The organism is Methylobacterium sp. 1973 (genome assembly GCF_040545035.1).
GTDB lineage: Bacteria > Pseudomonadota > Alphaproteobacteria > Rhizobiales > Beijerinckiaceae > Methylobacterium > Methylobacterium fujisawaense.
Window position 1 is genome coordinate 154,388 of sequence record NZ_JBEPLA010000004.1, and the last position, 24,806, is coordinate 179,193.

The 24,806-nt window shown below is 68.8% G+C and carries 24 protein-coding genes; 11 read left to right on the forward strand and 13 right to left on the reverse strand.

Annotated features, from left to right (window positions below):
• The first annotated feature begins 192 nt into the window (after window positions 1–192).
• On the forward strand, window positions 193–423 hold the full coding sequence (locus ABIC70_RS10250) for a hypothetical protein (RefSeq protein ID WP_354439660.1): 231 nt from the start codon (window positions 193–195) through the stop codon (window positions 421–423).
• A 39-nt stretch (window positions 424–462) separates the two neighbouring features.
• Here ABIC70_RS10250 and ureG read toward each other — a convergent pair whose 3' ends face one another.
• The 6 genes from ureG to ABIC70_RS10280 all read right to left on the reverse strand — a co-directional run bounded on the left by ureG (window position 463) and on the right by ABIC70_RS10280 (window position 5,767).
• Window positions 463–1,080, reverse strand: coding sequence for an urease accessory protein UreG (ureG, locus tag ABIC70_RS10255; RefSeq protein WP_354439662.1), 618 nt, complete (start codon window positions 1,078–1,080; stop codon window positions 463–465).
• 9 nt (window positions 1,081–1,089) lie between these two features.
• The gene (locus ABIC70_RS10260) at window positions 1,090–1,815 is read right to left on the reverse strand and encodes an urease accessory protein UreF (RefSeq protein ID WP_449566868.1); all 726 of its coding nucleotides are present in this window, start codon (window positions 1,813–1,815) and stop codon (window positions 1,090–1,092) included.
• Window positions 1,766–2,263: an urease accessory protein UreE gene (locus ABIC70_RS10265; protein WP_043353196.1), complete on the reverse strand. Its 498-nt coding sequence runs from the start codon at window positions 2,261–2,263 to the stop codon at window positions 1,766–1,768. Before ABIC70_RS10265 ends, ABIC70_RS10260 begins: the two co-directional genes overlap by 50 nt.
• A gap of 13 nt (window positions 2,264–2,276) precedes the next feature.
• Window positions 2,277–4,004 carry an urease subunit alpha gene (gene ureC, locus ABIC70_RS10270; RefSeq protein ID WP_043379983.1) on the reverse strand — a complete coding sequence of 576 codons (1,728 nt, stop codon included), beginning with the start codon at window positions 4,002–4,004 and terminating at the stop codon, window positions 2,277–2,279.
• Between the two features lie 2 nt (window positions 4,005–4,006).
• Window positions 4,007–4,627: an urease subunit gamma gene (locus ABIC70_RS10275; protein ID WP_051975955.1), complete on the reverse strand. Its 621-nt coding sequence runs from the start codon at window positions 4,625–4,627 to the stop codon at window positions 4,007–4,009.
• 126 nt (window positions 4,628–4,753) lie between these two features.
• Window positions 4,754–5,767, reverse strand: coding sequence for a LysR family transcriptional regulator (locus ABIC70_RS10280; protein ID WP_182591615.1), 1,014 nt, complete (start codon window positions 5,765–5,767; stop codon window positions 4,754–4,756).
• Between the two features lie 193 nt (window positions 5,768–5,960).
• On the opposite strand from ABIC70_RS10280, the gene ABIC70_RS10285 reads away from it, so the two are divergent.
• Genes ABIC70_RS10285 through ABIC70_RS10295 form a run of 3 tightly spaced genes read left to right on the forward strand, consistent with a single transcriptional unit; the run spans window position 5,961 to window position 7,937 of the window.
• The gene (locus ABIC70_RS10285; RefSeq protein ID WP_354439663.1) at window positions 5,961–7,118 is read left to right on the forward strand and encodes a GNAT family N-acetyltransferase; all 1,158 of its coding nucleotides are present in this window, start codon (window positions 5,961–5,963) and stop codon (window positions 7,116–7,118) included.
• Window positions 7,115–7,729: a cysteine hydrolase family protein gene (locus tag ABIC70_RS10290; protein WP_043353190.1), complete on the forward strand. Its 615-nt coding sequence runs from the start codon at window positions 7,115–7,117 to the stop codon at window positions 7,727–7,729. The genes ABIC70_RS10285 and ABIC70_RS10290 overlap by 4 nt, the downstream gene beginning before the upstream one ends.
• The gene (locus tag ABIC70_RS10295; RefSeq protein WP_043379976.1) at window positions 7,722–7,937 is read left to right on the forward strand and encodes a hypothetical protein; all 216 of its coding nucleotides are present in this window, start codon (window positions 7,722–7,724) and stop codon (window positions 7,935–7,937) included. Before ABIC70_RS10290 ends, ABIC70_RS10295 begins: the two co-directional genes overlap by 8 nt.
• Here the strand turns inward: ABIC70_RS10295 and ABIC70_RS10300 are convergent, their stop codons facing one another.
• Window positions 7,938–8,117 carry a hypothetical protein gene (locus ABIC70_RS10300; RefSeq protein ID WP_279898185.1) on the reverse strand — a complete coding sequence of 60 codons (180 nt, stop codon included), beginning with the start codon at window positions 8,115–8,117 and terminating at the stop codon, window positions 7,938–7,940.
• A 454-nt stretch (window positions 8,118–8,571) separates the two neighbouring features.
• A complete protein-coding gene (locus ABIC70_RS10305; RefSeq protein WP_043353185.1) occupies window positions 8,572–8,799 on the reverse strand; it encodes a hypothetical protein in 228 nt (75 codons plus the stop codon).
• 254 nt (window positions 8,800–9,053) lie between these two features.
• Between ABIC70_RS10305 and ABIC70_RS10310 the strand changes: the two genes are divergently transcribed.
• The 6 genes from ABIC70_RS10310 to ABIC70_RS10335 all read left to right on the forward strand — a co-directional run bounded on the left by ABIC70_RS10310 (window position 9,054) and on the right by ABIC70_RS10335 (window position 17,598).
• On the forward strand, window positions 9,054–10,307 hold the full coding sequence (locus tag ABIC70_RS10310) for an efflux RND transporter periplasmic adaptor subunit (protein WP_354439665.1): 1,254 nt from the start codon (window positions 9,054–9,056) through the stop codon (window positions 10,305–10,307).
• Between the two features lie 49 nt (window positions 10,308–10,356).
• The gene (locus ABIC70_RS10315) at window positions 10,357–13,521 is read left to right on the forward strand and encodes an efflux RND transporter permease subunit (RefSeq protein WP_354439666.1); all 3,165 of its coding nucleotides are present in this window, start codon (window positions 10,357–10,359) and stop codon (window positions 13,519–13,521) included.
• A gap of 154 nt (window positions 13,522–13,675) precedes the next feature.
• Window positions 13,676–14,812 (forward strand): CaiB/BaiF CoA transferase family protein, encoded by a 1,137-nt coding sequence (locus tag ABIC70_RS10320; RefSeq protein ID WP_354439668.1) that lies wholly within the window; start codon window positions 13,676–13,678, stop codon window positions 14,810–14,812.
• A 42-nt stretch (window positions 14,813–14,854) separates the two neighbouring features.
• The gene (locus tag ABIC70_RS10325) at window positions 14,855–15,604 is read left to right on the forward strand and encodes a glucose 1-dehydrogenase (protein WP_043356292.1); all 750 of its coding nucleotides are present in this window, start codon (window positions 14,855–14,857) and stop codon (window positions 15,602–15,604) included.
• A gap of 10 nt (window positions 15,605–15,614) precedes the next feature.
• Window positions 15,615–16,763 carry an acyl-CoA dehydrogenase family protein gene (locus ABIC70_RS10330; protein ID WP_354439669.1) on the forward strand — a complete coding sequence of 383 codons (1,149 nt, stop codon included), beginning with the start codon at window positions 15,615–15,617 and terminating at the stop codon, window positions 16,761–16,763.
• Between the two features lies 1 nt (window position 16,764).
• Complete coding sequence (locus tag ABIC70_RS10335; protein WP_279898188.1) at window positions 16,765–17,598, forward strand: HTD2 family dehydratase; 834 nt, start codon at window positions 16,765–16,767, stop codon at window positions 17,596–17,598.
• Between the two features lie 171 nt (window positions 17,599–17,769).
• Here the strand turns inward: ABIC70_RS10335 and ABIC70_RS10340 are convergent, their stop codons facing one another.
• Window positions 17,770–18,195 carry an organic hydroperoxide resistance protein gene (locus tag ABIC70_RS10340; RefSeq protein WP_043357630.1) on the reverse strand — a complete coding sequence of 142 codons (426 nt, stop codon included), beginning with the start codon at window positions 18,193–18,195 and terminating at the stop codon, window positions 17,770–17,772.
• Between the two features lie 86 nt (window positions 18,196–18,281).
• Window positions 18,282–20,003, reverse strand: coding sequence for an adenine deaminase (gene ade / locus ABIC70_RS10345; RefSeq protein ID WP_354439670.1), 1,722 nt, complete (start codon window positions 20,001–20,003; stop codon window positions 18,282–18,284).
• A 128-nt stretch (window positions 20,004–20,131) separates the two neighbouring features.
• Here ade and ilvD point away from each other — a divergent pair, with 128 nt between their 5' ends.
• Entirely contained in the window at window positions 20,132–21,961 is a 1,830-nt protein-coding gene (gene ilvD / locus ABIC70_RS10350; protein WP_043357638.1) for a dihydroxy-acid dehydratase, read from the forward strand.
• Here the strand turns inward: ilvD and ABIC70_RS10355 are convergent, their stop codons facing one another.
• The 3 genes from ABIC70_RS10355 to fcl all read right to left on the reverse strand — a co-directional run bounded on the left by ABIC70_RS10355 (window position 21,962) and on the right by fcl (window position 24,712).
• Window positions 21,962–22,639, reverse strand: coding sequence for a GDSL-type esterase/lipase family protein (locus ABIC70_RS10355; RefSeq protein ID WP_043357626.1), 678 nt, complete (start codon window positions 22,637–22,639; stop codon window positions 21,962–21,964). It abuts the gene before it with no gap.
• 3 nt (window positions 22,640–22,642) lie between these two features.
• The gene (locus ABIC70_RS10360; RefSeq protein WP_053610725.1) at window positions 22,643–23,665 is read right to left on the reverse strand and encodes an SGNH/GDSL hydrolase family protein; all 1,023 of its coding nucleotides are present in this window, start codon (window positions 23,663–23,665) and stop codon (window positions 22,643–22,645) included.
• Window positions 23,666–23,740: 75 nt separating this feature from the next.
• Window positions 23,741–24,712, reverse strand: coding sequence for a GDP-L-fucose synthase (fcl, locus tag ABIC70_RS10365; RefSeq protein WP_354439672.1), 972 nt, complete (start codon window positions 24,710–24,712; stop codon window positions 23,741–23,743).
• Between the last annotated feature and the right edge of the window lie 94 nt (window positions 24,713–24,806).

Consider the following 24,806-nt stretch of genomic DNA (forward strand, 5'->3'; position numbering starts at 1 on the left):
CCGTCCAGAAGGCCCCGATACCGCGGGTTGAATCAGTCGCGACGGACTGTCAACCTGACGGAGCCAGCTCGATGCGCAGACAGATCAATCTTACGTGTTGTGCGCTCGCGCACGCGGCCCCGGGTCCGGCACGCCTAATCTCGTGCGGCTTCGCGACGTTCGGCGTCGCCGATGCACGAGGGATTTCGCGCGATGAAACCGACCCTGACCATCGCCGCGCTGGCGGCGCTTCTCGCCGTTCCGACGGTCCAGGCTGAGGCACGGCCGCGTCAGGCGGCCGACAAGGTCCAGCCCAGCGCCGCACTCAAGGCGCGCCAGACCGTCATGAACGATTTCAACGCCCGCATGAGCCGCCTCGACGCGCTCATGGGTGTGCCGAAATCGTCGTCGGTTCGCGCCCGCTCCGCCGAAGCCGGGCGCTAGAGTCGAGCACCCCGCGTTCGACGCGACCGGCTCATCGGTTCAGCGACCGAGACCGCCCGCCTCTTCGACGAAGCGCGCGACGGAATCCGCGCCCGCCCCCTCCCGCAAGGACGCGAACACGTAGGGCCGCACGCCGCGCATCCGCTGCGTGTCGGATTCCATGACCGACAGGTCGGCGCCGACGAGGGGCGCGAGGTCGGTCTTGTTGACGATCAGCAGATCCGAGCGCGTGATGCCCGGGCCGCCCTTGCGGGGGATCTTCTCGCCGCCGGCGACGTCGATGACGTAGAGGGTGATGTCGGCGAGTTCGGGCGAGAACGTCGCCGCGAGATTGTCGCCCCCGGATTCGATCAGGACCAGATCGAGCTTGGGGAACCGCCGGGTCATCTCGGCGACGGCGGCGAGGTTGATCGAGGCGTCCTCTCGGATCGCGGTGTGCGGGCAGCCACCGGTCTCGACACCGAGAATGCGCTCCTCGGGGAGGGCGCCGGCCACCGTCAGGATGCGCGCATCCTCCTTCGTGTAGATGTCGTTGGTGATCGCACAGATCTCGTAGCGGTCGCGGAAGCGCTTGCAGAGCTGTTCCATCAGGGCGGTCTTGCCGGAGCCGACGGGACCGCCGATGCCGACGCGGAGGGGGCCGTTCGAGGAGGTCATGCTTCAGGCTCAGGATCGGAAGATGCGGGAATATTGGGTCTCGTGCCGAAAGGAGCCGAGATCCAGGCGGAAGGTTGCGGCACCGAGGGCGTCGAGCCCCGCCTCAGCGGCGGCGGCGGCCAGCGGCACGAGCCGCGGAGCAAGGGCGGCGATCACCCGGGTCCCGGCTGCCTGGCCCACGGGCGCCGCCCGCAGGGCCGCCGAGACGAGGTTCTGAAGGAAGGCGAGGCCGTAGGCGGCGAGAACCGGCGCCAGCGCCATGCGATGCGCCCCGGCGGCGAGCCCGACGGCGACCGGGTAGGCGACCGGACCCGGCAGTTCTTCGGAGAGCGCCGCAAGCGCCGGGCAGGGCCAGGCGCCGCGTGTCGCGTCGAGAAAGCTCCGCCCCTGCTGGCTCGTCTCGAGGTGCAGTTCCCGCGACGGGGCGAGGGCGAGCGCGAGATCGTTGACGGCGATGAGGCCGACGCCGTCGGAGGCGCCTGCCGCCCGGTGGGCCTCGGCCGCGAGGATCAGGTCGTTGCGCAGGGCGCCGCGGGTACAGACGTCCTCGAGCCACAGCGTCAGGCCGGCCTCGTCGCGGATATCTCCGGCTTCGACAGCCCATTCCAGGCCGTGCGAGTAGGCGTAGGCGCCCACCGGGTAACCCGGCGACAGCCACGCCATCAGACGCAGCGAATCCAGGGTTTCAGCCGCCGGCATGGTGGTGATGGTGGTGGCCGCCGTGGGAATGGTCATGCTCGTGGGCGTGGCCGCCGGAATAGGCACCGCCCTCGGGCCGGAACGGTCGCTCCACGGGCTCGGCGGTGCCGCCGAGACCGCGCACCATCTCGGCGAGCACATGGTCATCGGCGATCCACACCGCGTCCGCGCCGATCTCGGCGGGGATGTGCCGGTTGCCGATGTGCCAGATCAGGCGCTTGAGGGCATGGTCGTCCGGTGCGCGGATCTCCAGAAGGCGCTCCGGCGCCGCCTCGACCCAGACGAGGCGGCCGTCCTGTAGGACCAGGGCGTCGCCGTCCTCCAGCACGGCCGGCTCCGGCAGGTCGAGCAGGAAGCCCAGCCCGCCTGCGCCGCGCATGGCGACCCGGCGGCGATGCCGGTCGCCGTGATCGAGCACGACGCGGTCGACGATCTCGCCGCCGGACAGGGCGTCCCGGCGAAGGATGCGGGTGGCGCGAATCATCGGACGGGACCGCTCAGAACAGGAAGTAGCGCTGCGCCATGGGCAGCACCTCGGCGGGCTCGCAGACCAGCAGCTCGCCGTCGGCCCGGACGTCGTAGGTCTCGGGATCCACCTCGATCTCGGGCGTGGCGTCGTTGAGGATCATGCTTTTCTTCGAGATGCCGCCGCGCACATTCTCCACGGCCACCAGGTCCTTCTGGACGCCGAGCCGTTCCCGCAGGCCGTCGTCGACGGCGGCCTTGGAGACGAAGGTCAGGGCGGTGGCGAAGGGGACCCGACCGTAGGCACCGAACATCGGCCGGTAATGCACCGGCTGCGGCGTCGGGATCGAGGCGTTCGGGTCGCCCATGGGGGCGGCCGCGATGCTGCCGCCCTTCAGCACGAGATCGGGCTTCACCCCGAAGAAGGCCGGCGTCCAGAGGACGAGGTCGGCGAGCTTGCCGGGCTCCACCGAGCCGATGTGCCGAGAGATGCCGTGCGCGATGGCCGGGTTGATCGTGTATTTGGCGATGTAGCGGCGCGCCCGCAGGTTGTCGGTGCCGGAGGCATCCCCCGGCAGCGCGCCCCGCTGCCGCTTCATCTTGTCGGCGGTCTGCCACGTGCGGATGATGACCTCGCCGACCCGGCCCATGGCCTGGCTGTCGGAGGACATCATCGAGAGCGCGCCGATATCGTGCAGGATGTCCTCGGCCGCGATGGTCTCGCGCCGGATCCGGCTCTCCGCGAAGGCGAGATCCTCGGGGATCGACGGGTCGAGGTGGTGGCAGACCATGAGCATGTCGAGATGCTCGTCGATCGTGTTCCACGTGTAGGGCCGCGTCGGGTTCGTGGACGACGGGAGCACGTTCGGCAGCCCGGCGACCTTGATGATGTCGGGGGCGTGGCCGCCGCCGGCGCCCTCGGTGTGGAAGGCGTGGATCGTTCGGCCCTTGAAGGCGGCGATCGTGTCCTCGACGAAACCCGATTCGTTGAGCGTGTCGGTGTGGATCATGACCTGGATGTCGTGGGCATCCGCCACGGACAGGCAGGTATCGATCGCCGCGGGCGTGGTGCCCCAATCCTCGTGGAGCTTCAGCGCGCAGGCACCCGCCCGCACCATCTCGACGAGGCTGTCCGGCCGGGACGCATTGCCCTTGCCGGCGAAGGCGAGATTCATCGGGAAGGCGTCAGCCGCCTCGATCATCCGGGCGATGTGCCAGGGGCCCGGGGTGCAGGTGGTGGCGAAGGTGCCGTGGGCCGGCCCAGTGCCGCCGCCGAGCATCGTGGTGATCCCCGAGCAGAGCGCCTCCTCGATCTGCTGCGGGCAAATGAAGTGGATGTGGCTGTCGAAGCCGCCCGCCGTCAGAATCTTGCCCTCGCCGGCGATGACCTCCGTGCCCGGGCCGACCACGATGTCGATTCCGGGCTGCACATCCGGGTTGCCGGCCTTGCCGAGCTTGAAGATCCGGCCGCGGACGATTCCGACATCGCATTTAACGATGCCCCAATGGTCGAGGACCACGGCGTTGGTGATTACCGTGTCGACGGCGCCGTCGGCGTTGGTCGCCTGGCTCTGGCCCATGCCGTCGCGGATGACCTTGCCGCCGCCGAACTTCACCTCCTCACCGTAGGTGGTGAAGTCGCGCTCGACCGTGATCTCCAGGCTGGTATCGGCGAGGCGGATACGGTCGCCGACCGTGGGGCCGAACATGTCGGCGTAGGCGGACCGGGGCAGGCTGGCGGGCTTGGGCGAATTGGCCATGGTCAGAGCTTGCCCATCACGTCGCCGCGGAAACCGTACACGGTGCGTCCGCCGGAGAGCGGCACCAGCGCGACCTCCCGCGTCGATCCCGGCTCGAAACGCACGGCGGTGCCCGGCGCGATGTCGAGGCGCTTGCCGCGGGCCTGCTCCCGCTCGAACACGAGGCCCGGATTGACCTCGAAGAAGTGATAGTGCGAGCCGACCTGGATCGGCCGGTCCCCGACATTGGCGACTTCGAGCACGGTCCGCTCGGCGTCTGCGTTGAAGACGATCTCGCCGGGCAGCGTCGTCACGGCCCCGGGGACGTCTGCCGAGGCCGTCCCCCGGATCGGGTGGTGCACGGTGACGAGCTTTGTCCCGTCCGGGAAGGTGGCCTCGACCTGGATGTCGTGGATCATCTCCGGCACGCCCTCCATGACCTGATCGCTGGTCAGCACTTTGGCGCCGGCCTGCATCAGATCGGCCACGGTGCGGCCGTCCCGGGCGCCCTCGACCACGAAATCGGTGATCAGAGCCACCGCCTCCGGGTGGTTGAGCTTCACGCCCCGTGCGAGGCGGTTGCGCGCCACCTGTGCCGCCATGGCGATCAGCAGCTTGTCCTTTTCGCGGGGTGTCAGCAGCACGGGCAACCTCGTCGTCGTGGCCGCCGGAGCAAGGATCATGCGCGTTGCGCGGTCAAGGCCAAGGCGGGCCCCGTGGAGACGCTTCGGGCCATCGACGGTCGGGGGCCGCTCAGGGTCCCGGCGACGTCACGAGGTCATGGCGATGAACCCGGCGAACAGGTCCGGCAGGGACTCGCCCTTGACGGCGCCCGGCAGGTCGCGGGGATGGATGAACTCGTCCCGGAACCAGGGATAGCGCTTCGGATCGAAGGACGCACGCAGCCAGTCGATCGTCCGCCGCACGCGGCCGATCCGCTCCGCATCCGGGTGATAGGTCAGCCAGATGTCGACGCCGAAGCGGCCGAGATTGTCCACCGGGACGACCTGCGCGCCGATCGCGCTGGCATAGGTCGGCAGGAGGCCGATCCCGGCGCCCTTCGCGATCGCCCAGTAATACGCGCTGCTGACATTGATCTTCAGGGTGATCGGCACCGTCGCGGGAAAGCCCGGCACTGAGCGCACGTAATCCTCGAGGCGCATGGTCTGGCTGCCGTCCTGAACCACGATCCGGTGGCGCGCGAGATCCTCGGGGCGATCGGGAAGCCCATACGTCTCCACGTAGCTCCGCCCGGCATAGGGCACCATGTGGATGCGGCCGAGCTTGACGACGCGCAGGTCCGGGCTCGTCGGGCGCGTCAGCTGGATGGCAACGTCCGCTTCAAGCCGCAGGACGTCGGCGGATTCCATGGCGCAGCGCAGGTCGACGGTCAGGCGCGGATTGGCGCGCTGGAACTCGACGAGCCGCGGCGCGAGCCAGAACGCCCCCAGCCCCTCCGTCACCGCGATGCGGACCTCGCCGGTCTCGGCGAACGGAGCGACCTCGCCCGTGCGCACCAGGCTGAACGCCGCAGCCTCCATGCGGTTGGCCGCGTCCAGGATCGCCTGGCCCTCGGTGGTCAGACGGATCCCGTCGACATGGCGCGTCATCAGCGGGGCACCGATCAGGGCCTCGAGATCGCCGATCCGGCGACGCACCGAATTCACGGACAGGCCGAGCTTGGCGGCCGCCGATCGGAAGCTTCCGGACCGCTGGAGCGTCAGGAAGACTCGGATGCTCTGCCAGTCGGGCATCGAGCCCCGGCTTGCCTCCGTCTGTTCCATCGACGGAACACCCCTGTTTCAATTTTTGCACATACAGCCAGAGCGCTAGATGCGAAGTGCTGGACCGTCAATCCGAAACCGAATGACAGGTCATCCGATGACACTGCACATGGCTCGCGGCCAGTTCGTGGCGGGGGATACGGATCAACTTGGTCCAGCGTCAGTCACTGTGGAGCCGCGGCATGACCTGAGCATGTTGCGCGTCGATCGTATCGCCCGTCATCTCGTCGTATTCATGCCGGCGCCGGACGATCTCAGACGCCTGATCGAAGATGCGCGTACAGATCTGCCGGATCTGGCACCCCTGCACGTCGTGCAGCGCGTGATGTCGATCAATCCGGACAGCGTCCTGGCGATTGCCCAGAAACACAAGTTCGATGCGGCACGTCCGCAGGGCGACGGCTTCGTCGCCTGCCTGATGCTGAATGCGGCCGGCCTGGCCGCGCTCAAGACGGGAACGCTCGATGCGTCGGATCCACCGGCCGCGATGCTGGCCGGTCAGCACGAACGTCCGGCCGGGATCTATGTCTGGGCGGTCTACGCGCGGCGGCGGCTTGCCGGTGGCGTCAGCCTCGTCTTCGACCGTCTGTCGAGCCCAACCTATCGCGGCGTCGATTTCTACGCCCGGGCGGCGACGCCCGAGGGCGCGGATCTGCTCACGACGCTCGGCTTCACGGTCCGCAAGACCAGCTGTGTGGACCTGTACCATTTCGCCCGCGGGCCGAAGACGGAGGCCGCACCGCTCTACGACAGCCACAAGCCGGGCGGGGCCGGCACCAGCGTCGCGGTCGCGCGGAACCTGGAGGATCTGTCCCGGGTCATCGCCCTGCGCGCCGCCGTCTACATGGCAGAGCAGGCCTGCCCCTACGAGGAGGAGTTCGACGGCAACGACCTCTCGGCGACGCACCTGATCGGCTATGTCGGGGACGAGCCGGCGGGCTGCCTGCGCATCCGGTTCTTCGCGGATTTCGCCAAGATCGAGCGCCTTGCGGTCCGGGCCGAGTTCCGCAACACCCGCTTGGCCTTCGCCCTGGTCCGGGCCGGAATCGAACTCGCGCGGGTGAAGGGCTACCGCCGGCTCTACGGCCACGCCCAGAAGCGCCTCGTCGGTTTCTGGAGCCGCTTCGGCTTTAGGATCTTCGACGGTGCGCAGGAACTGGTCTTCTCGGACTTCGACTACGTCGAGATGCTGATGGAGGCGGAGCCGCATCCGCAGGCCATCGGGCTCGGCGCCGACCCCTACATCATCATCCGGCCGGAAGGACGCTGGCACCGGGCGGGAACCCTCGACCGGTCCCGCAGCCGGGCCGTGACGCGGCCCTCCGTGGACCGGACGGTGGCGGCGCGATGAACCGGCCGATCAATCCGGCGCTGTATCGCCGGCCCCGCAGCGTCCCGGTTCTGGTGCTGGTGGACATGCAGCAGGAATACGAGATCGCCGGGCGTCCGCTCGCCCTGTCGGGGATCGAGCCCGCGCTCCAAAACTGCCGCCGCGCCCTCGCGCATGCCCGCGCGAGCGGCATACAGGTGGCCTATGTCCGCTGGGTCGGGGCGCCGCTGTTCCAGGCGGGCAGCCGCTACGCCCGCTGGATCGAGGGGTTCGAGCCCCACGGCTGCGACATGATCTTCGACCGGGACCGCCCCTCCTGCTACGCGAGCCCCGCCTTCGCCGACGCGATGGAGCGCGGAAGCCCGCCCCTCGTCATGGCGGGCTTCGCCGCCGAATCCTCCTGCCTCGCGACGGCGGTCGACGGCTTCCACCGGGGTCAGGACGTGACCTTCCTGTCCGATGCCTCCGCCAGCCACGATCTGGAGGACATCGGCGCCGAAGAGATCCACCGGTCGGTGAGCGCGGTGATGCGGGTCTTCGGCGACGTCACGGACACGCAATCGTGGATCGCGACCTCCTCGCCGTTCAAGCCCATGCCAGCCGCCCCGAGATCGAGGCACGACAATGACTGACCGCGCCCAGAGCCACGGGATGCCGGACGACGACCCAGCGGGCGAAGAGGACGTGAACCTCCGTCTCGGCCGCCACGCGATCCAGCTGCTGCAGGCGGCGCGCGATGCCGGCGAGCCGACGCTGATCGCACAGGCCGAAGCCATGGCGATGGCGGTCGGCTTCGTCCTGGCGAGCCGCATTCAGGACGGGATGCCGGAGACCGATTGATCAGTCGGTTCCGTCGTCTCCGCCGATCAGGCGCATGGCGCGCAGGCGTGCCATGCGCTCGTCCCGCGCGCGCCTGTCGGCCGCGAGGGCGCGCCAGAGGGCCAGAAGCTCGGTCTCGTGAGGCGTGTCGACGGTTTCGTCGGCGTCGTGCACCGTTCCGGCGTGATCGAAGGCGTCCATCTTCGTAGTCCTGCGCCTTGAGTTGCGTTGGGCTAACAGCACGGCATCGCGATCGTCCAGCCCGAAAGATGTGCAGAGCCTGTACAAGCCGCGTGGATCGTCACGCCCGGGCGAATCCATAACCGGCAAACGAGCACCGGCGCCGCGGCAACGCGCCGTCCCATTCGACTGCCGGGACCTGCCAGAAACGCCGGGGCACCAATATTGTGCAGCGCTGGATCAAGGGCCTTTTTTCGGCAAAGCGCGGCGTCGAATCCTGCCGCAGGACTGATCGATGACTCGGCACACCGGCGTCTGACTTCAAGGGCCAACCGAGCGGCGCATATCCGATCCCGGGAAGGCCGAGCAAAAACCCCAGAAACATCCCGGACATCGAACTGTGGCAGTGCCGGACAACGGCATTCCGGACGAGGCGCCCGGAACGGATTTTCCGACGATGCGGATCCGGGTCGCGTCAGGTCCGGGATTGCGTGAGCGCGGCGATGATGGATTCGACCACTTCGATCTGCTCCTGCACGGCGACCAGCCGCGGACCGGCATCGGCGCCGTCACCCAGTACGAACGTGCCTTTCCGGCGCCGCGCGTCGCGCAGTTTCCGCACCGATGCGACGATGATCTGCCGTTCCTCGATTAGCGCATCGCGCAGCTCGTTCAGGCCATCCAGTTCCAGCGTCGAGGCCATGCGGCGTCCCGGTCTCACATCCTCGGCGCGGCATCGGCGGATGTTCCGCGCCGCCGCACCAGGCACGGATCGTCCGGACGGGGTGTCGGACGGCGTGACGCTACCCTCTGCCGTCGGCGCTTGCACGCTTTACGTCGGGGAACTTTGCCGTGATCGGCGGGACGCCACGATGTCCGGAACGCGGATTGTATGCTAATGGATGCAAAATTTTCCGGCTGTGCGGAGCTTTCGGGCCAAGGGGCGGATAACGGCGCATGCTGAATGAGGACGTGCGTGAGCGCGACACCTTTCGATCCGACGCGCCGGTGACGCGCACGGACGACGACGGCGTCCATCGACCGGCGCCGGGCCCCGCATCGAGACGCTCCGGCGCGGCCGGTCTGGGCCTGATCCTCCTCGCCATCACGGGCGGCGCCGCCTACGGCTACACGTATCTGAACCGGCCCGTCGCGAAGCCCGTGGCGGCGGCGCCGCTTCCTGTGCCCGTCACCCTCGGGACGGTCGAGCAGGGTCCGTTCGCCCTGGTCTCGAACGGCCTGGGCACCGTGCAGGCCTACAACACCGTCCAGGTCCGCACGCGGGTCGACGGCGAGATCCAGCAGGTGGCGTTCCGGGAGGGACAGACCGTCCACAAGGACGATGTCCTCGTTCAGATCGACCCGCGGCCCTATCAGGCGGCGCTCGCTCAGGCGAAGGCCAAGAAGGAACAGGACACGGCCAATCTCGGCAACGCCAAAGCCGACCTCGTCCGCTACACCGGACTGGGCGCCTATGCCTCCCGGCAGCAGACCGAGACGCAGACCGCCCTGGTCGCCCAGCTCACCGCGCAGGTGGCGTCCGATCAGGCGGCCATCGACAACGCCACGACGCAGCTCGGCTACGCGACGGTCCGCGCGCCCATCGACGGCGTCACCGGCTTCCGGCAGGTCGATATCGGCAACATCGTCAACGCGGCGGGCCAGACCCCGATCGTCACGATCACGCAGGTGGAGCCGATCTTCGTCGTCTTCACGGCGCCGGAGGATCAGTTGCCCGCGATCGCCGCAGCCCTGCGCAAGGGCGACGTCCCGGTGGAAGCCTGGAGTTCGGACGGGCTGACGAAGCTCGCGGACGGCAAGCTCGCCCTGTTCAACAACCAAGTCGACACGGCGACCGGCACGATCCGCCTCAAGGCCGTTTTCGAGAACAAGATCCACGCCCTGTGGCCGGGCCTGTCGGTCTCCACCAAGATGCGGGTCGGCACGGTCGCCGTCGCCATGACCGTACCGGACAATGCCATCCAGCACGGTCCCGACGGCCTGTTCGTCTTCTCGGTGGATGACGGAAACCACGCCCATCAGCGCGCTCTGAAAGCGGGGCGCTCCGATTCCGGGCGGACCCGGATCCTCAGCGGCGATCTGCAGCCCGGCGAGCGGGTGATCGTCGCCGGTCAGTACAAGGTCCAGGACGGCAGCCTCGTGGGTGACCCGCACGCCGCCCACACCGCGCAGGCGGAGGCGGTGCGTTGAGGGTGAACGAGGCGGCGATGACGAGAGCAGTTCCGCGCGAGGCCGAGCAGTGAAAGGCGGCATCTCGGCACCCTTCATCCGGTTTCCGGTGGCGACCACGCTGATCATGGTCGGCATCCTGTTCCTCGGGGTCGTGGCCTATCCGCTGCTGGGCGTCGCACCGCTGCCGCAGGTCGATTTCCCGACGATTCAGGTGACCGCGCAGCTCCCCGGCGCGAGCCCGGAGACGATGGCCTCGTCGGTGGCGCAGCCGCTGGAGCGGCAGTTCTCGCAGATCCCGGGTGTGGCGCAGATGACCTCGACGAGTTCCCTCGGGATCTCGACGGTCACGGTCCAGTTCGATCTCAACCGCAACATCGACGGCGCGGCGAGCGACATCCAGGCGGCGATCAACGCCGCCAGCGGCCAGCTTCCGAAGAACCTGCCGACCCCGCCGACCTACCGCAAGGTCAATCCGGCCGACTCGCCGATCCTGCTGCTCTCGGCCACCTCCGACAGCCTGCCGCTGATCGATGTGGACGACGCGGTCGACGTGCAGCTGGCCCAGCGGATCAGCCAGATCTCCGGCGTCGCCCAGGTCTTCATCGGCGGCCAGCAGAAGCCGGCGGTCCGCGTCCAGATCGACCCGGCCAAGCTCGTGGCCAAGGGCCTGTCCCTGGAGGACGTGCGCGCGCAGCTCACGCTGACCACCGTCAACAACCCCAAGGGCAGCATCGACGGCGGCAGCCACAGCTACACGATCTACGCCAACGACCAGCTCACTGCGGCGCAGAACTGGAACGACGTCATCATCGCCTATCGCGACGGCGCGCCGCTGCGCGTGCGCGATATCGGACAAGCCGTCGCCGGCCCCGAGGATACCAAGCAGGCCGGCTGGACCAACGGCCGGCGCGGCATCTTCCTCGTCGTGTTCAAGCAGCCCGGCGCCAACGTCATCGACACGGTGGACAGCATCAAGGCGCAGCTGCCGCGCCTGACCGCCACCCTGCCGGCCGCCATCAAGGTCGGCATCCTCAGCGACCGCACCCAGACCATCCGCGCCTCGGTCGAGGACGTGCAATTCACCCTGATGCTGACGATCGTGCTGGTCGTCGGGGTGATCTTCGTCTTCCTGCGCAGCTTCTGGGCGACGGTGATCCCGAGCGTGACGGTGCCGCTCGCGCTGCTCGGCGCCTGCGCGCTCATGTGGATGGCGGGCTACACCCTCGACAACCTCTCGCTGATGGCGCTCACCATCTCGGTGGGCTTCGTGGTGGACGACGCCATCGTCGTGCTCGAAAACATCAGCCGCTACGTCGAGGCGGGGATGCGGCCCATGGAGGCCGCGTTCAAGGGCGCGGGCGAGATCGGCTTCACCATCGTGTCGATCTCGGTGTCGCTGATCGCGGTGCTGATCCCGCTGCTGCTCATGGGCGGGATCATCGGCCGGCTGTTCCGCGAGTTCGCCGTGGTGCTGTCGATGACGATCGCGGTCTCGGCCTTCGTGTCGCTGACGCTGACCCCGATGATGGCCTCGCGGCTTCTCAAGCCGCACGACGGCGAGCGCCATGGCCGCCTCTACCGGATCAGCGAGGCCGCGTTCGACGGGCTGCTTGCAGTCTACGCCGATGCCCTCGACGTGGCTCTGCGGTTCCGCCGCGTCACGCTCTTGGTGTTCTTCGCCACGCTGGCACTGACGGGCTACCTGTTCGTCGCGATCCCGAAGGGCTTCTTCCCGCAGCAGGACACCGGCTTCATGATCGGCGTCACCGAGGCGTCGCAGGACATCTCGTTCTCGGCGATGCAGGCGCTGCAGGAGAAGGTCGGCGCCATCGTCCAGGCCGATCCGGCGGTGGCGACCGTCGGCATGTCGCTCGGCGGCAACGGCCAGGCGCTCAATTCCGGGCGCATGTACATCACGCTCAAGCCGCGCGACGAGCGCGACGCCAATGCCTTCCAGGTGATCGGCCGCCTGCGGCCGAAACTCGAGCGCGTGGAGGGCATCCGGACCTTCATCCAGGCCACCCAGGACGTGCGCACCGGAGGCCGCACCTCGCGGACCCAGTTCGAATACACGCTCCAAGATCCGGATCTCGCCGAGCTGAACGCCTGGGCGCCGCGCATCCTCGACACGCTGAAGACCCTGCCGGAGCTGCGCGACGTCGCCACCGACCAGCAGACCCGCGGTACGACGCTGACGCTGTCGATCGACCGCGACGCCGCCTCGCGCTACGGCATCACGCCTCAGCTGATCGACGACACGCTCTACGACGCGTTCGGCCAGCGCCAGATCGCCCAGTACTTCACGCAGCTGAACAGCTACCACGTCGTGCTGGAGGTTCTGCCGGCGCTGCAGGGCAGCGTCGAGAGCCTCGACAGGATCTACATCAAGGCGCCGATCGGGGGCGGGCAAGTACCGCTAGCTGCCTTCGCCCACTGGACGACCGTTCCGGTGGCGCCGCTCGCCGTGAACCACCAGGGCCAGTTCCCGGCGGTGACGATCAGCTTCAACCTCGCTCCCGACGTGGCACTGGGCCAAGCGACCGAGGCGATCGGCCGGGCGATGCGGGAGCTGCAGGTGCCGCCGACCGTGGTGAGCGGCTTCCAGGGCACCGCCCAGGCCTTCCAGCAATCGCTCTCGACGGTGCCGCTCCTGATCCTGGCGGCGCTGTTCGTGGTCTACCTGATCCTCGGCATCCTCTACGAGAGCTTCATCCACCCGATCACGATCCTGTCGACCCTGCCGTCCGCCGGCGTCGGCGCCCTGGCGATGCTGATGTGGGCGGGGTTCGACTTCAGCCTGATCGCGCTGATCGGCATCATCCTCCTCATCGGCATCGTGAAGAAGAACGGCATCATGCTGGTCGACTTCGCCATCGTCGCCGAGCGCGAGGAGGGGCTCACCCCCGAGGCCGCGATCCGGAAGGCCGCGCTGCTGCGCTTCCGGCCGATCCTGATGACCACGATGGCGGCGCTCCTCGGCGGCATCCCGCTGATGCTCGCCACCGGCACCGGTTCGGAGATCCGGCAGCCCCTGGGCTACGCCATGGTGGGCGGCCTCGCGGTGAGCCAGGTGCTGACGCTGTTCACGACGCCGGTGATCTACATCTATCTCGACCGGCTGGCCCACCGCCTGTCCTTCCGCGACCGGCCGGAAACGACGCAGGTCGCCCGCGCCGACGCGGAGCCGGTGGAGGAGGTCCGCGGACCGCCCACGCTGCACGCAGCCGAGTAGGCTCGACCGCCGGCCTCGCCGGCACCGTGTGAAAGCCCGGCCGGAGGCCCACGACCGGGCAGCCCTGTCACCGCCGCCCGCTTGGCGGAGCCTCCGGCCGTTCCACTTGTTCCAGCTCCGGCCTCGCGGGGCGGCGCAAAGACGAAGGGTGCGGATGAGCCAGAACCTGCCGTTGCGAGGGCTCACCGTGCTCGCCCTGGAGCAGGCCGTCGCCGCCCCCTATTGCACCTCACGGCTCGCCGATGCCGGCGCCCGGGTCATCAAGATCGAGCGGCCGGAAGGCGATTTCGCCCGCGGCTATGACGCGGCGGTCGACGGCCTGGCGAGCTACTTCGTCTGGCTCAACCGCGGTAAGGAGAGCCTCGTCGCCGACATCAAGGACCCGGCCGATGCCCGGCTCCTGCACGCGATCCTCGCGCGGGCCGACGTGTTCGTGCAGAACCTCGCCCCCGGCGCCGCGGCGCGCGCGGGCTTCGGATCGGCGGAGCTGCGTGCACGCTATCCCCGGCTGATCACCGTCGACATCTCGGGCTACGGTGCCGGCAACCCCTACAGCGACATGAAGGCCTACGACCTGCTGGTCCAGGCGGAGAGCGGGCTCGCGGGCATCACCGGCCATCCGGCGGGACCCGGCCGGGTCGGCGTGTCCGTCTGCGACGTCGCCTGCGGCATGGATGCCCATGCGGCCGTGCTGGAGGCTCTGATCGCCCGGGGCATCTCTGGGCAGGGCTGCGCCCTGGAGGTCAGCCTGTTCAGCGCCGCCGCCGACTGGATGAACGTGCCGCTGCTCTATTTCGAGGGAACCGGGCAGGCGCCGCAGCGGGTCGGCCTCGCCCATCCCTCGATCTGTCCCTATGGCGCCTTCCCCACGGCCGACGGCAACCTCGTGCTGATCTCGATCCAGAACGAGCGCGAATGGGCGCGCTTCTGCGCTGGCGTGCTCGGCGAGCCGGATCTCGCCCGCGCCGAAGGCTTCGCGTCCAACAACGCCCGGGTCGCCAACCGCGCCGCCGTCGACCTGCGCATCGGCGCCGAGCTGGTGCGGTTGAGCCGCGACGCCGCCGCCGCCCGGCTGAAGGCCGCCGGCACCGCCTACGGTTTCGTCAACACGCTTGCGGACCTCGCCACCCACCCGGCACTGATCCGCACGGAGGTCGGGACACCCGCCGGATCCGCCCGCATCGTCGCGCCGCCGGTGCTGGTCGACGGGCAGATCCGCGCCCTCGGCCCCGTCCCGGCGATCGACGCGCACGGCGCGCGTATCCGGGCCGAGTTCGCTCCCGGCACCTGAGGACCTAGAGATCGACACCGAACGACACGCGGGGAGGACACGATGAGGCTCGACGGCAAGATCGCGCTTGTGACGGGCGCCGGCAGCGGCTTTGGAGCGGGGATCGCCCAGCGTTTCGTCGCCGAGGGCGCGAAGGTCGCCTGCATCGACATCGACGGCGCGGCCGCCGCGCGGGTCGCGGCGGATCTGGGCGACAACGCCATCGCCATCGCCGCAGATGTCGGCCTCGCCGCCGATGTCATCGCCAGCGTCGACGAGACACGGCAGCGCTTCGGTCTGCCGAACATCCTGGTCAACAACGCCGGCACCACACACCGCAACAAGCCGCTGATGGAGGTCACCGAAGAAGACTTCGACCGGGTCTTCCGGGTCAACGTGAAGTCGATCTTTCACTATGTCCGGGAGGTCGCCCCGCTCATGCGCGATGCGGGCGGCGGCGTTATCCTGAACGTCAGTTCGACGGCGGCTCTGCGGCCGCGGCCGGGGCTGACGTGGTACAACGCCTCCAAGGGCGCGGCGAGCCTCGCCTCGAAGTCCCTGGCGCTCGAACTGGCGCCCTGGAAGATCCGGGTGAACGCCCTCTGCCCGGTCATGGGCGCCACCGGGCTCCTCGAGCATTTCATGGGCGTGCCCGATACCCCCGAGAACCGCGACCGGTTCATCGCCACGATCCCGCTCGGCCGCCTGTCCCAGGCGAGCGACATCGCGTCGGCCGCCCTGTTCCTCGCCTCCGACGAGGCGGCCTTCATCACCGGCGTCGATCTGCCGGTCGACGGCGGCCGCACGGCCTGAGGAGATGTCGATGGAAGCCTACACCGAGATCCGCGAGGCGGTCGCCAAGCTCTGCGCCGGCTTCCCGGGCGCGTACTGGCGGGCCCTCGACCGGGAGATGACCTACCCGACCGCGTTCGTGAACGCGCTCACCGAGAGCGGCTACCTGTCGGTTCTGATCCCCGAGGCGTATGGCGGCTCCGGCCTGCCGCTCTCGGCCGCGGCCGCGATCCTGGAGGAGGTCCAGCGGGCCGGCTGCAACGGGGGCGCATGCCACGCGCAGATGTACACGATGGGCACGCTCCTCCGGCACGGCTCCGAGGCGCAGAAGGCCGAATATCTCCCGGCCCTCGCGGAAGGACGCCTGCGGCTCCAGGCCTTCGGCGTGACCGAGCCCACCTCCGGCACCGACACCGGCAGCCTCAAGACCACGGCGCGCCTGGAGGGCGACCACTACGTCGTCAACGGCCAGAAGATCTGGACCAGCCGTGCCGAACATTCGGACCTGATGCTGCTGCTGGCGCGCACGTCGCCCAGGACCGAGACCATGAAACGCACCGACGGCCTGTCGGTGCTCCTCGTCGACATGCGGGAGGCCAGGGGCAACGGCCTCACCATCCGGCCGATCCGCACGATGATGAACCATGCCACCACGGAGGTGTTCTTCGACAACCTCCGGGTGCCGGCCCAGAATCTCATCGGCGCGGAGGGCAAGGGATTCCGCTACATCCTGTCGGGCATGAACGCCGAGCGGATCCTGATCGCCGCCGAATGCATCGGCGACGCCAAGTGGTTCATCGAGAAGGCACGGATCTATGCCGGCGAGCGCTCGGTCTTCGGCCGTCCGATCGGTGCCAATCAGGGCGTGCAGTTCCCGATCGCCAAGGCCTACGCCAACATGCGCGCGGCCGAGCTGATGGTCCGGGAGGCGCTGGCCCTCTACGAGGGCGGCGCGAATCCGGGAGCCGAAGCCAATATGGCCAAGATGCTCGCGGCCGACGCCTCGTTCGAGGCCGCCAACGCCTGCATCCAAACCCATGGCGGCTTCGGCTTCGCCGAGGAATACGACATCGAGCGGAAGTTCCGCGAGACCCGCCTCTACCAGGTGGCGCCGATCTCCACGAACCTGATCCTCGCCTACCTGTCCGAGCATGTGCTCGGCCTGCCGCGTTCGTACTGACATGACCGATTTCGCCGCCTGGATCGGCCGGACACGCGAGGCCTCCGACCTCGTCACCCCACGCCTGATGGCCGAGTTCCGCGCGACCCTCGGGCCGCATCTCGCCCCGGTCGCCGACGGCATCGCGTGGCCGGCGCTGCACTGGTGTCTCGCCCCGGAGACGCCGGCCGCCGACGCCCTCGGTCCGGACGGCCACGTCGCGAAGGGCGGGTTCCTCCCGCCCGTGCCGCTGCCCCGGCGGATGTGGGCGGGCGGACAGATCGAGACCCTTTCGGATCTGCGCGCGGGAGACGCGGTCACCCGCACCGAGACGGTACGGGACGTCGTCTTCAAGGACGGGCGAAGCGGAAGCCTGTGCTTCGTCACCGTCGAGCACGCCGTCGCCACGGGACGGGGCGTCGCGATCCGTGAACGGCAGGACATCGTCTATCGCGAGGCGGCCGGGGCGCAGACCGGAACCGATGCCGCGCCCGAACGCGACGATCCCGATGACTACGCGGCAATCTGGGCAGTGCCCGCGACGCCGACGCTGCTGTTCCGCTATTCGGCGATGACCTTCAACGGCCACCGCTTCCACTACGACCAGCCCTACGCGACGCAGGTGGAGGGTTATGCCGATCTCGTCGTCCACGGCCCAATGCAGGCCACGCTGCTGATGAACCTCGCCGCGACGCTCCTGGGACACGTGCCGCGGATTTTCACCTATCGCGGCGTCTCGCCGATGACGGCCAACCAGACCTTTCGCGTCTGCGGCCGAACCCGCGGGTCCGGGTTCGAGGGTGTGACCCTCGATGCAGCCGGGAAGGTCTGCATGCGGGCCCGCGCCGACGTGTGAGATCCGGCGCGCGAGGTCAGTCGGAGGGCGGCCTCGTCCGGCACGGATTGCGGGCCGGCGCCATCATCGTACGCGTCGCGGCGCCACGACGGCACGGCATCGACCCGCGGATCGAGCCCGCGGGTGGTGCGACGGCGGGCCTCGCGGACGCGAAACCCGCCGGACACCGTCTTAGGCCAGCTTCAGACCGACATTGACGTTGCCGCGGGTCGCGTTGGAGTACGGGCAGACCTGGTGAGCGGCGTCCACAAGCTTCTGCGCGTCCGCGCGGTCGAGGCCCGGCAGGCTGATCGTGAGATCGGCGGTGATGCCGAAACCGCCCTCGGAGCGCGGACCGATGCCGACGTCAGCCGTGACGCTGGTATCGGCCGGGACCTTGAGCTGCAGCGACGGGGCCACGGCCTTCATGGCGCCGAGGAAGCAGGCCGAGTAGCCGGAGGCGAAGAGCTGCTCCGGGTTCGCGCCCGGGCCACCCGCGCCACCGAGCTCCTTCGGCGTCGACAGCTTGACCTCGAAGCTGCCGTCGGCCGTGCGGGCGGCGCCGTCGCGGCCACCGGTGGCGGTGGCGGTGGTGCGGTACTTCACATCTACGGACATAGCGATCTCCGGTTGGAGGAAGAAAGTCGGCATGTAGGCGCCGGCGGGCCTTCGCACAGCCCCATTTAAATTGCGCACAATCGAAATCAAGGGTCGATCAGGGCGAAACGGTCGACATCCACAAGGCCCCGGTCGGTGATCTTCAGATGGGGGATGACCGGGAGCGGCAGGAACGCCACCTGCAGGAAGGGCTCCGGCAGCACGACTCCGAGGCCTCTGGCGGCCGACCGCAGAGTCACGAGCGACCGGCGGATGTCGTCGAACGGCATCAGGCTCATCAGGCCGGCGACGGGCAGCGCGATCTCGGCGCGCACCTCGCCACCCTCGACCACGACGAAGCCGCCCTCGATCTCGCCCAGACGGTTCACAGCCACGGCCATGTCGGAATCATCCGCCCCGACGACCGTGATGTTGTGACTGTCATGCCCGACCGACGAGGCGATGGCCCCCCGCTTCAGGCCGAAGCCTTTCACGAACGCGACCCCGATGCCGCGCACCCCCGGCGCGGAGCGGCCGTGCCGTTCGACCACCGCGACCTTGATGACGTCCTGGTCCAGGTCGATCCGGCGCTCCCCGCCGGAATAGGGCAGGGCGAGGTCGTGACGCAGGGTGATGATCTGGCCCGGGATCACCCCGATCACCGGCGTCGAAGGCCCGGAGCCCGGCGCGGCGAAATCCGCGGCGCTGACCCGCCGCGCCCGCACGCTGCCGCGGCCGATCGGCTCCACGGCGGATCGCGTGGCGAACAGCGCCTCGTTCACCGGGCGTCCGGCACTGAGAACCTGGGACACGGCGCAGGTGTCGAGATCGTCAAGCACCACGAGATCGGCGCGCTGGCCGGGGGCGACGAGCCCCCGGTCGTGAAGCCCGAACGCCCGGGCCGCCGACCATGAGGCCGCACGGTAGGCGGCGAGGGGTGGGACGCCGAGGGCGATGGCGGTCCGGATGACGAAGTCGAGATGCCCCTCCTCGGCGATGTCGAGGGGGTTCCGGTCATCGGTGCAGAAGGCCAGGAACGGCGCCGTCCGCTCGGTCAGGATCGGCGCCAGCGCGTGCAGATCCTTGCAGACCGAGCCCTCTCGGATCAGCACCGTCATCCCCTTGGACAGTTTCTCCAGGGCTTCTTCCGGCGTGGTGGCCTCGTGTTCGGTGCGGATGCCGGCCGCGATGTAGGCGTTCAGTCCGAGGCCGCGCAGGAGCGGGGCGTGACCGTCGATATGCCGGCCCTGGAACGCGGCGAGCTTGTCGAGCACGCCGGGATCGGCCGCCAGCACGCCGGGGAAGTTCATGAATTCGGCGAGCCCGATGACCTTCGGGTGGCCGACGAAGGACAGCAGGTCCTGCGCGTCGATCCGCGCCCCCGAAGTCTCCAGATGGTCGGTGGCCGGGACGCAGGACGAGAGCTGCACGCGCAGGTCCATCGCCAGCGTTTCGGACGAAGCAAGGAACCATCGGAAGGCGTCCGTTCCGAGAACGTTGGCCATCTCGTGCGGGTCGCAGATCCCCGTGGTGACGCCGTGGGGGAGAACGCAGCGCTCGAATTCCTGCGGGGGCATCAGCGAGGATTCCACGTGGAAATGCGTGTCGATGAAGCCCGGAACAACGACCTTGCCGGAGATGTCGATCTCCCGCGTGCCGCGATAGTGGCCGAAGGTGCCGACGATGCGGTCGCGGCAGATCGCGATATCGGAGGCGACAAGCGCCCCGGTGACGAGGTCGAGGAAACGGCCGCCCTTCAGGACGAGGTCAGCTTCCGTGCGACCCTGGCCCTGCGCGATGGCCCGCCGGAGCGATTCCACCTGTGTCATCACGATATGATCCCTCCGTCCTGCCATCTGCCAGGAGCATGCCACGGGGACGGCCCCTTCCGCGACGCTTGCAGAGGCGCGAGCACCGGCGCAGAAGCCTTTCACCTTTGAACCAGTCGAAGCTCTCGATGCCCGCCTATCGTTCCCGCACCACCACCCACGGCCGCAACATGGCCGGCGCCCGCGGCCTCTGGCGCGCCACCGGCATGAAGGATGCCGATTTCGGCAAGCCGATCATCGCCGTGGTGAACTCGTTCACCCAGTTCGTGCCCGGCCATGTCCACCTCAAGGATCTCGGCCAGCTGGTCGCCCGCGAGATCGAGGCCGCCGGCGGCGTCGCCAAGGAGTTCAACACCATCGCGGTGGATGACGGCATCGCCATGGGCCATGACGGGATGCTGTACTCGCTGCCGTCCCGGGAGCTGATCGCCGATTCCGTCGAGTACATGGTCAACGCGCATTGCGCCGACGCGATGGTGTGCATCTCGAACTGCGACAAGATCACACCCGGCATGCTGATGGCCAGCTTACGCCTCAACATCCCGACGGTGTTCGTCTCGGGCGGCCCGATGGAGGCCGGCAAGGTCCAGCTGCCGGGCATCGCCAGGAAGGTCGATCTCGTCGACGCGATGATCGCCGCAGCCGACGACCGCATCTCCGACGAGGATGTCGCGGTGATCGAGCGCTCGGCCTGCCCGACCTGCGGATCGTGTTCGGGCATGTTCACGGCGAATTCCATGAACTGTCTCACCGAGGCGCTGGGCCTGGCGCTGCCGGGCAACGGCTCGGTGCTCGCCACCCATGCCGACCGCAAGCGCCTGTTCGTGGAGGCCGGTCACCTCATCGTGGATCTCGCCCGCCGCCACTACGAGCAGGACGACGCGGGCGTGCTGCCGCGCGCCGTGGCGAGCTTCAAGGCGTTCGAGAACGCCATGACCCTCGACATCGCCATGGGCGGCTCGACCAACACGGTCCTCCACCTGCTGGCGGCGGCGCACGAGGGCGAGGTGCCCTTCACCATGGCCGATATCGACCGGCTGTCCCGGCGGGTGCCGGTGCTGTGCAAGGTCGCCCCGGCGGTGGCCAACGTCCATATGGAGGACGTGCACCGGGCCGGCGGCATCATGGGGATTCTCGGTGAGCTCGACCGGGCCGGTCTGATCGACACCGAGGTCGGCAACGTCTCGGCCGGCACGCTGGGCAACGCCCTTGCCCGCTGGGACGTGCGCGCCGCGCCGAGCGCGTCGGTCCAGACCTTCTACCGGGCGGCCCCGGGCGGCGTGCCGACCCAGGTGGCCTTCAGCCAGGAATCCCGCTTCGACGAGCTCGACCTCGACCGGGAAGGCGGCGTCATCCGCGATGCCGCACACGCCTATTCGCAGGATGGCGGGCTCGCGGTCCTCTACGGCAACCTCGCCGAGCAGGGCTGCATCGTGAAGACCGCAGGCGTCGATGCCTCGATCCTGACCTTCACCGGGACGGCGCGGGTGTTCGAGAGCCAAGACGCGGCCGTCGACGGCATCCTCAACGGCAAGGTCACGGCTGGCGAGGTGGTGCTGATCCGCTACGAGGGGCCCCGCGGCGGCCCCGGCATGCAGGAGATGCTTTATCCGACGAGCTACCTGAAATCGAAGGGGCTCGGAAAGGCCTGCGCCCTCGTCACCGACGGGCGGTTCTCCGGCGGCTCCTCGGGCCTGTCCATCGGCCACGTCTCGCCGGAGGCCGCCGAGGGTGGCCTGATCGGCCTCGTGCGCGACGGCGATCGGATCGCCATCGATATCCCGAACCGGCGCATTCATCTGGACGTGGATCAGGCGGAGCTGGATCGGCGGCGGATCGCGCAGGACGCGGCGGGCTGGCAGCCTGCGACCCCGCGCAAGCGCAAGGTGAGTACGGCATTGCGTGCCTATGCCATGCTGACGACCAGCGCGGCCCACGGGGCGGTGCGCCGGCTCTGATCAGCGGGCGCCGAGAACCAGAACGGCGGCAGCACCGAGGAGCGCTGCCGCCGCCACCGCAAGACCGATCCACCGTCGGCGGACCTTGGCTGCGCCCCGCCCCACCCCTCCGGGCGTCGGCGGCGGGATGCGCCCGAGGGCGGCGAGCATCAGCGGCTCGATGGCGGCGTAGCCGGCCGGGCTCAGATGAAGCCCGTCGGTGCCGTATTCGGGCCGGAGTCCGCCTGTCTCGGTCGCCAGCACCGCATGGTAGTCGATGAATGTCGCGCCGTGCTCATGCGCATGGTCTCGCAACCATGCATTGACCGCCGCGATCATTGCCGGCGCGTCGCGCACCTCCGGATTCCAGGGGATGCTGGCGGCGGGCATGATCGAGCCGATCCAGGCCTGCACGCCCATGGCACGGGCCTCGTCGAGCATGCCGGCGAGCGTTCGGGCGATCTCGTCGGCCGGGACGAAGAAGCCCTCGTTGCGGCCGATATCGTTCACACCGCACAGAAGATGCACGCCCCGGGCTCGCGTTTCCTCGAGGTCGCGCCGAAACCGCATGGTGATCCAGCGGGCCGTCTGACCGGACCCGCCGCGGGGGATCAGGTTGTAGGCCTCGAAGGTGCCGGCCCGGTGGAAGCCCCACAATTCGGTGATCGAATCCCCGATGAAGACGATCGGTTCGCGCACGGTTCAGGCCGGCGTCGCGGTCTCGAGGGTCTCGGCCACCTCCGCCTGGAGGCGGTCCGCCATCATCTGGCGGCCCTCTGAGGTCACGTGAACGATGTCCGTGAAAAGGTTTCGGGCGTCGCCTTCGAACAGGCGGCTGAGGTCCCGGGCCGCAAAGGCTGAATCCTGCGTATCCAGCCGGCCGAGAACACCCTCGAAACGTGCATACTGGCGATCGAGATAGGCCAGGAACGCGTCGGAGGCCGTGCCCGCCTCCGTGCCGACGGGCGCGCCCTTGCGGACGATCGTGGGCTGCAGGAGGAACCGAACCGGGGCACCGATGCCGGGAGCGAGCCGCGCGAGCCGCCTGAGCGCCAGCTCGAACTGCCGCACGACCTCCCATTCCCAGATCTCGGACTGCCAGTTCGTCAGCGCCCGCAGATTCTCGAGACGGTTGAAGATCATCGCCTGCAGGCCGTCATAGGACAGTGCTACCGTGTCCTCTGCGCTCTTCCTCGGGTCGAAGAAGTAATCGTAGAGACTTTCATTGGCGAAGTGATTGTATGGAACGCCGGCCCGCGGATCGAAGCTCCAGGGCTGAAAGATGTCGGTCGCTCCGCCGACGATCAGGATGACGTCGGGCTGAAGATCCATCAGCCGCGTCGTGACCAGGGCGATCATCTGATTCAGGCAGGCCGAGACGGCACCGAAATTGTAGACGCGCGCCCCCGCCCCATGGGCCTGCTTCAGCCCGGTCTCCAGCCGCCCCGGCACGGTATCGGCGAAGACCTGTCCGTCGATCAGGGTGCTGTCGCCGACGACGAAGACCCGCAGCGTCTCAGATGAGGGCCGCGTATCCGCATGCACGTCGTTGCGATACCCGAGGGCGTCGTAGCGCCAGTCCTGGCCGCCCGCGACCGTCAGCGGCTTGCCGGCGAACTGGACGTACGGTGCGGGAAACCGGCTGTTCGCGTCGAAGTTCTGGAAGCTCTGCAGGAACTTCCGGCGTCGCGCATCGGCGCTGTCATCGGGTGGCCGATGGGCCATGAACCGTCTCCTCCCCGAGCGGCTGGTCGGTGGCGATGGAGTGAAAGGATGAGGCGGCCGCGCCGGCGCGGCCGTTCAGCTCCGAAGCGAGGCGTGGTTCTCGAGGAACCATCCATAGGTCTGGCGCAGCCCGTCCTCCAGGCCGATCTCCGGCCGCCAGCCCATGGCCCTGAGGCGCGACACGTCCATCAGCTTGCGCGGCGTCCCGTCGGGCTTGGTGGCGTCGAAGTCGAGCCGGCCTGCGTAGCCGATTACCTGGGCCAGCGCCTCGGCCAACTCCCGGATGGTGCAATCCTCGCCGGTGCCGACATTGATGTGCGACAGGTCCGGCCGCGTGTTGGCCGCATAGACCCCGTCGTCCATCTCCATCACGAAGACGCTGGCGCGGGCCATGTCGTCCACGTGCAGGAACTCGCGCATCGCCCGGCCGGTGCCCCAGACCGTGACCGACGGGCGGCCTTCGACCTTCGCCTCGTGCAGGCGGCGCATCAGCGCCGGCAGGACGTGGGCGTTCTCGGAGTGGAAGTTGTCGTTCGGCCCGTACAGGTTCGTCGGCATGACGCTGCGGTAGCGCCGCCCGTATTGGCGGTTGTAGCTCTCGCACATCTTGATCCCGGCGATCTTGGCGATGGCGTAGGGCTCGTTGGTCGGCTCCAGAAGCCCGGTCAGGAGCGCGTCCTCGCGCATCGGCTGCGGGGCCAGCTTCGGGTAGATGCACGACGAGCCGAGGAACAGCAGCCGGTCGACATCGTGCGTGTGCGCGGCGTCGATCAGGTTCGACTGGATCAGCAGGTTCTCGTGGATGAATTCGGCGGGATAGGTGTTGTTGGCGTGGATGCCGCCGACCTTGGCGGCCGCAAGGTAGACCTGATCGATGCGGTTGTCGGCGAAGAAGCGACGGACCGCCGCCTGATCGAGAAGGTCGAGACTCTGGCGGTCGGCCGTGAGGATGCGCTCGTGGCCCAGCTCACGCAGCCGACGCACGATCGCCGAGCCCACCATGCCCCGATGGCCCGCCACGAAAATGGTCTGACCTCGACCGTTCATCACGCGTCCGTTCCCTGCCGAAAGCTCGGATTTCCAAGCCCCTATAGCCCCTTTCCGTCGGGATATCGCCGCGCAAACACGCGTTTTCTGAGGC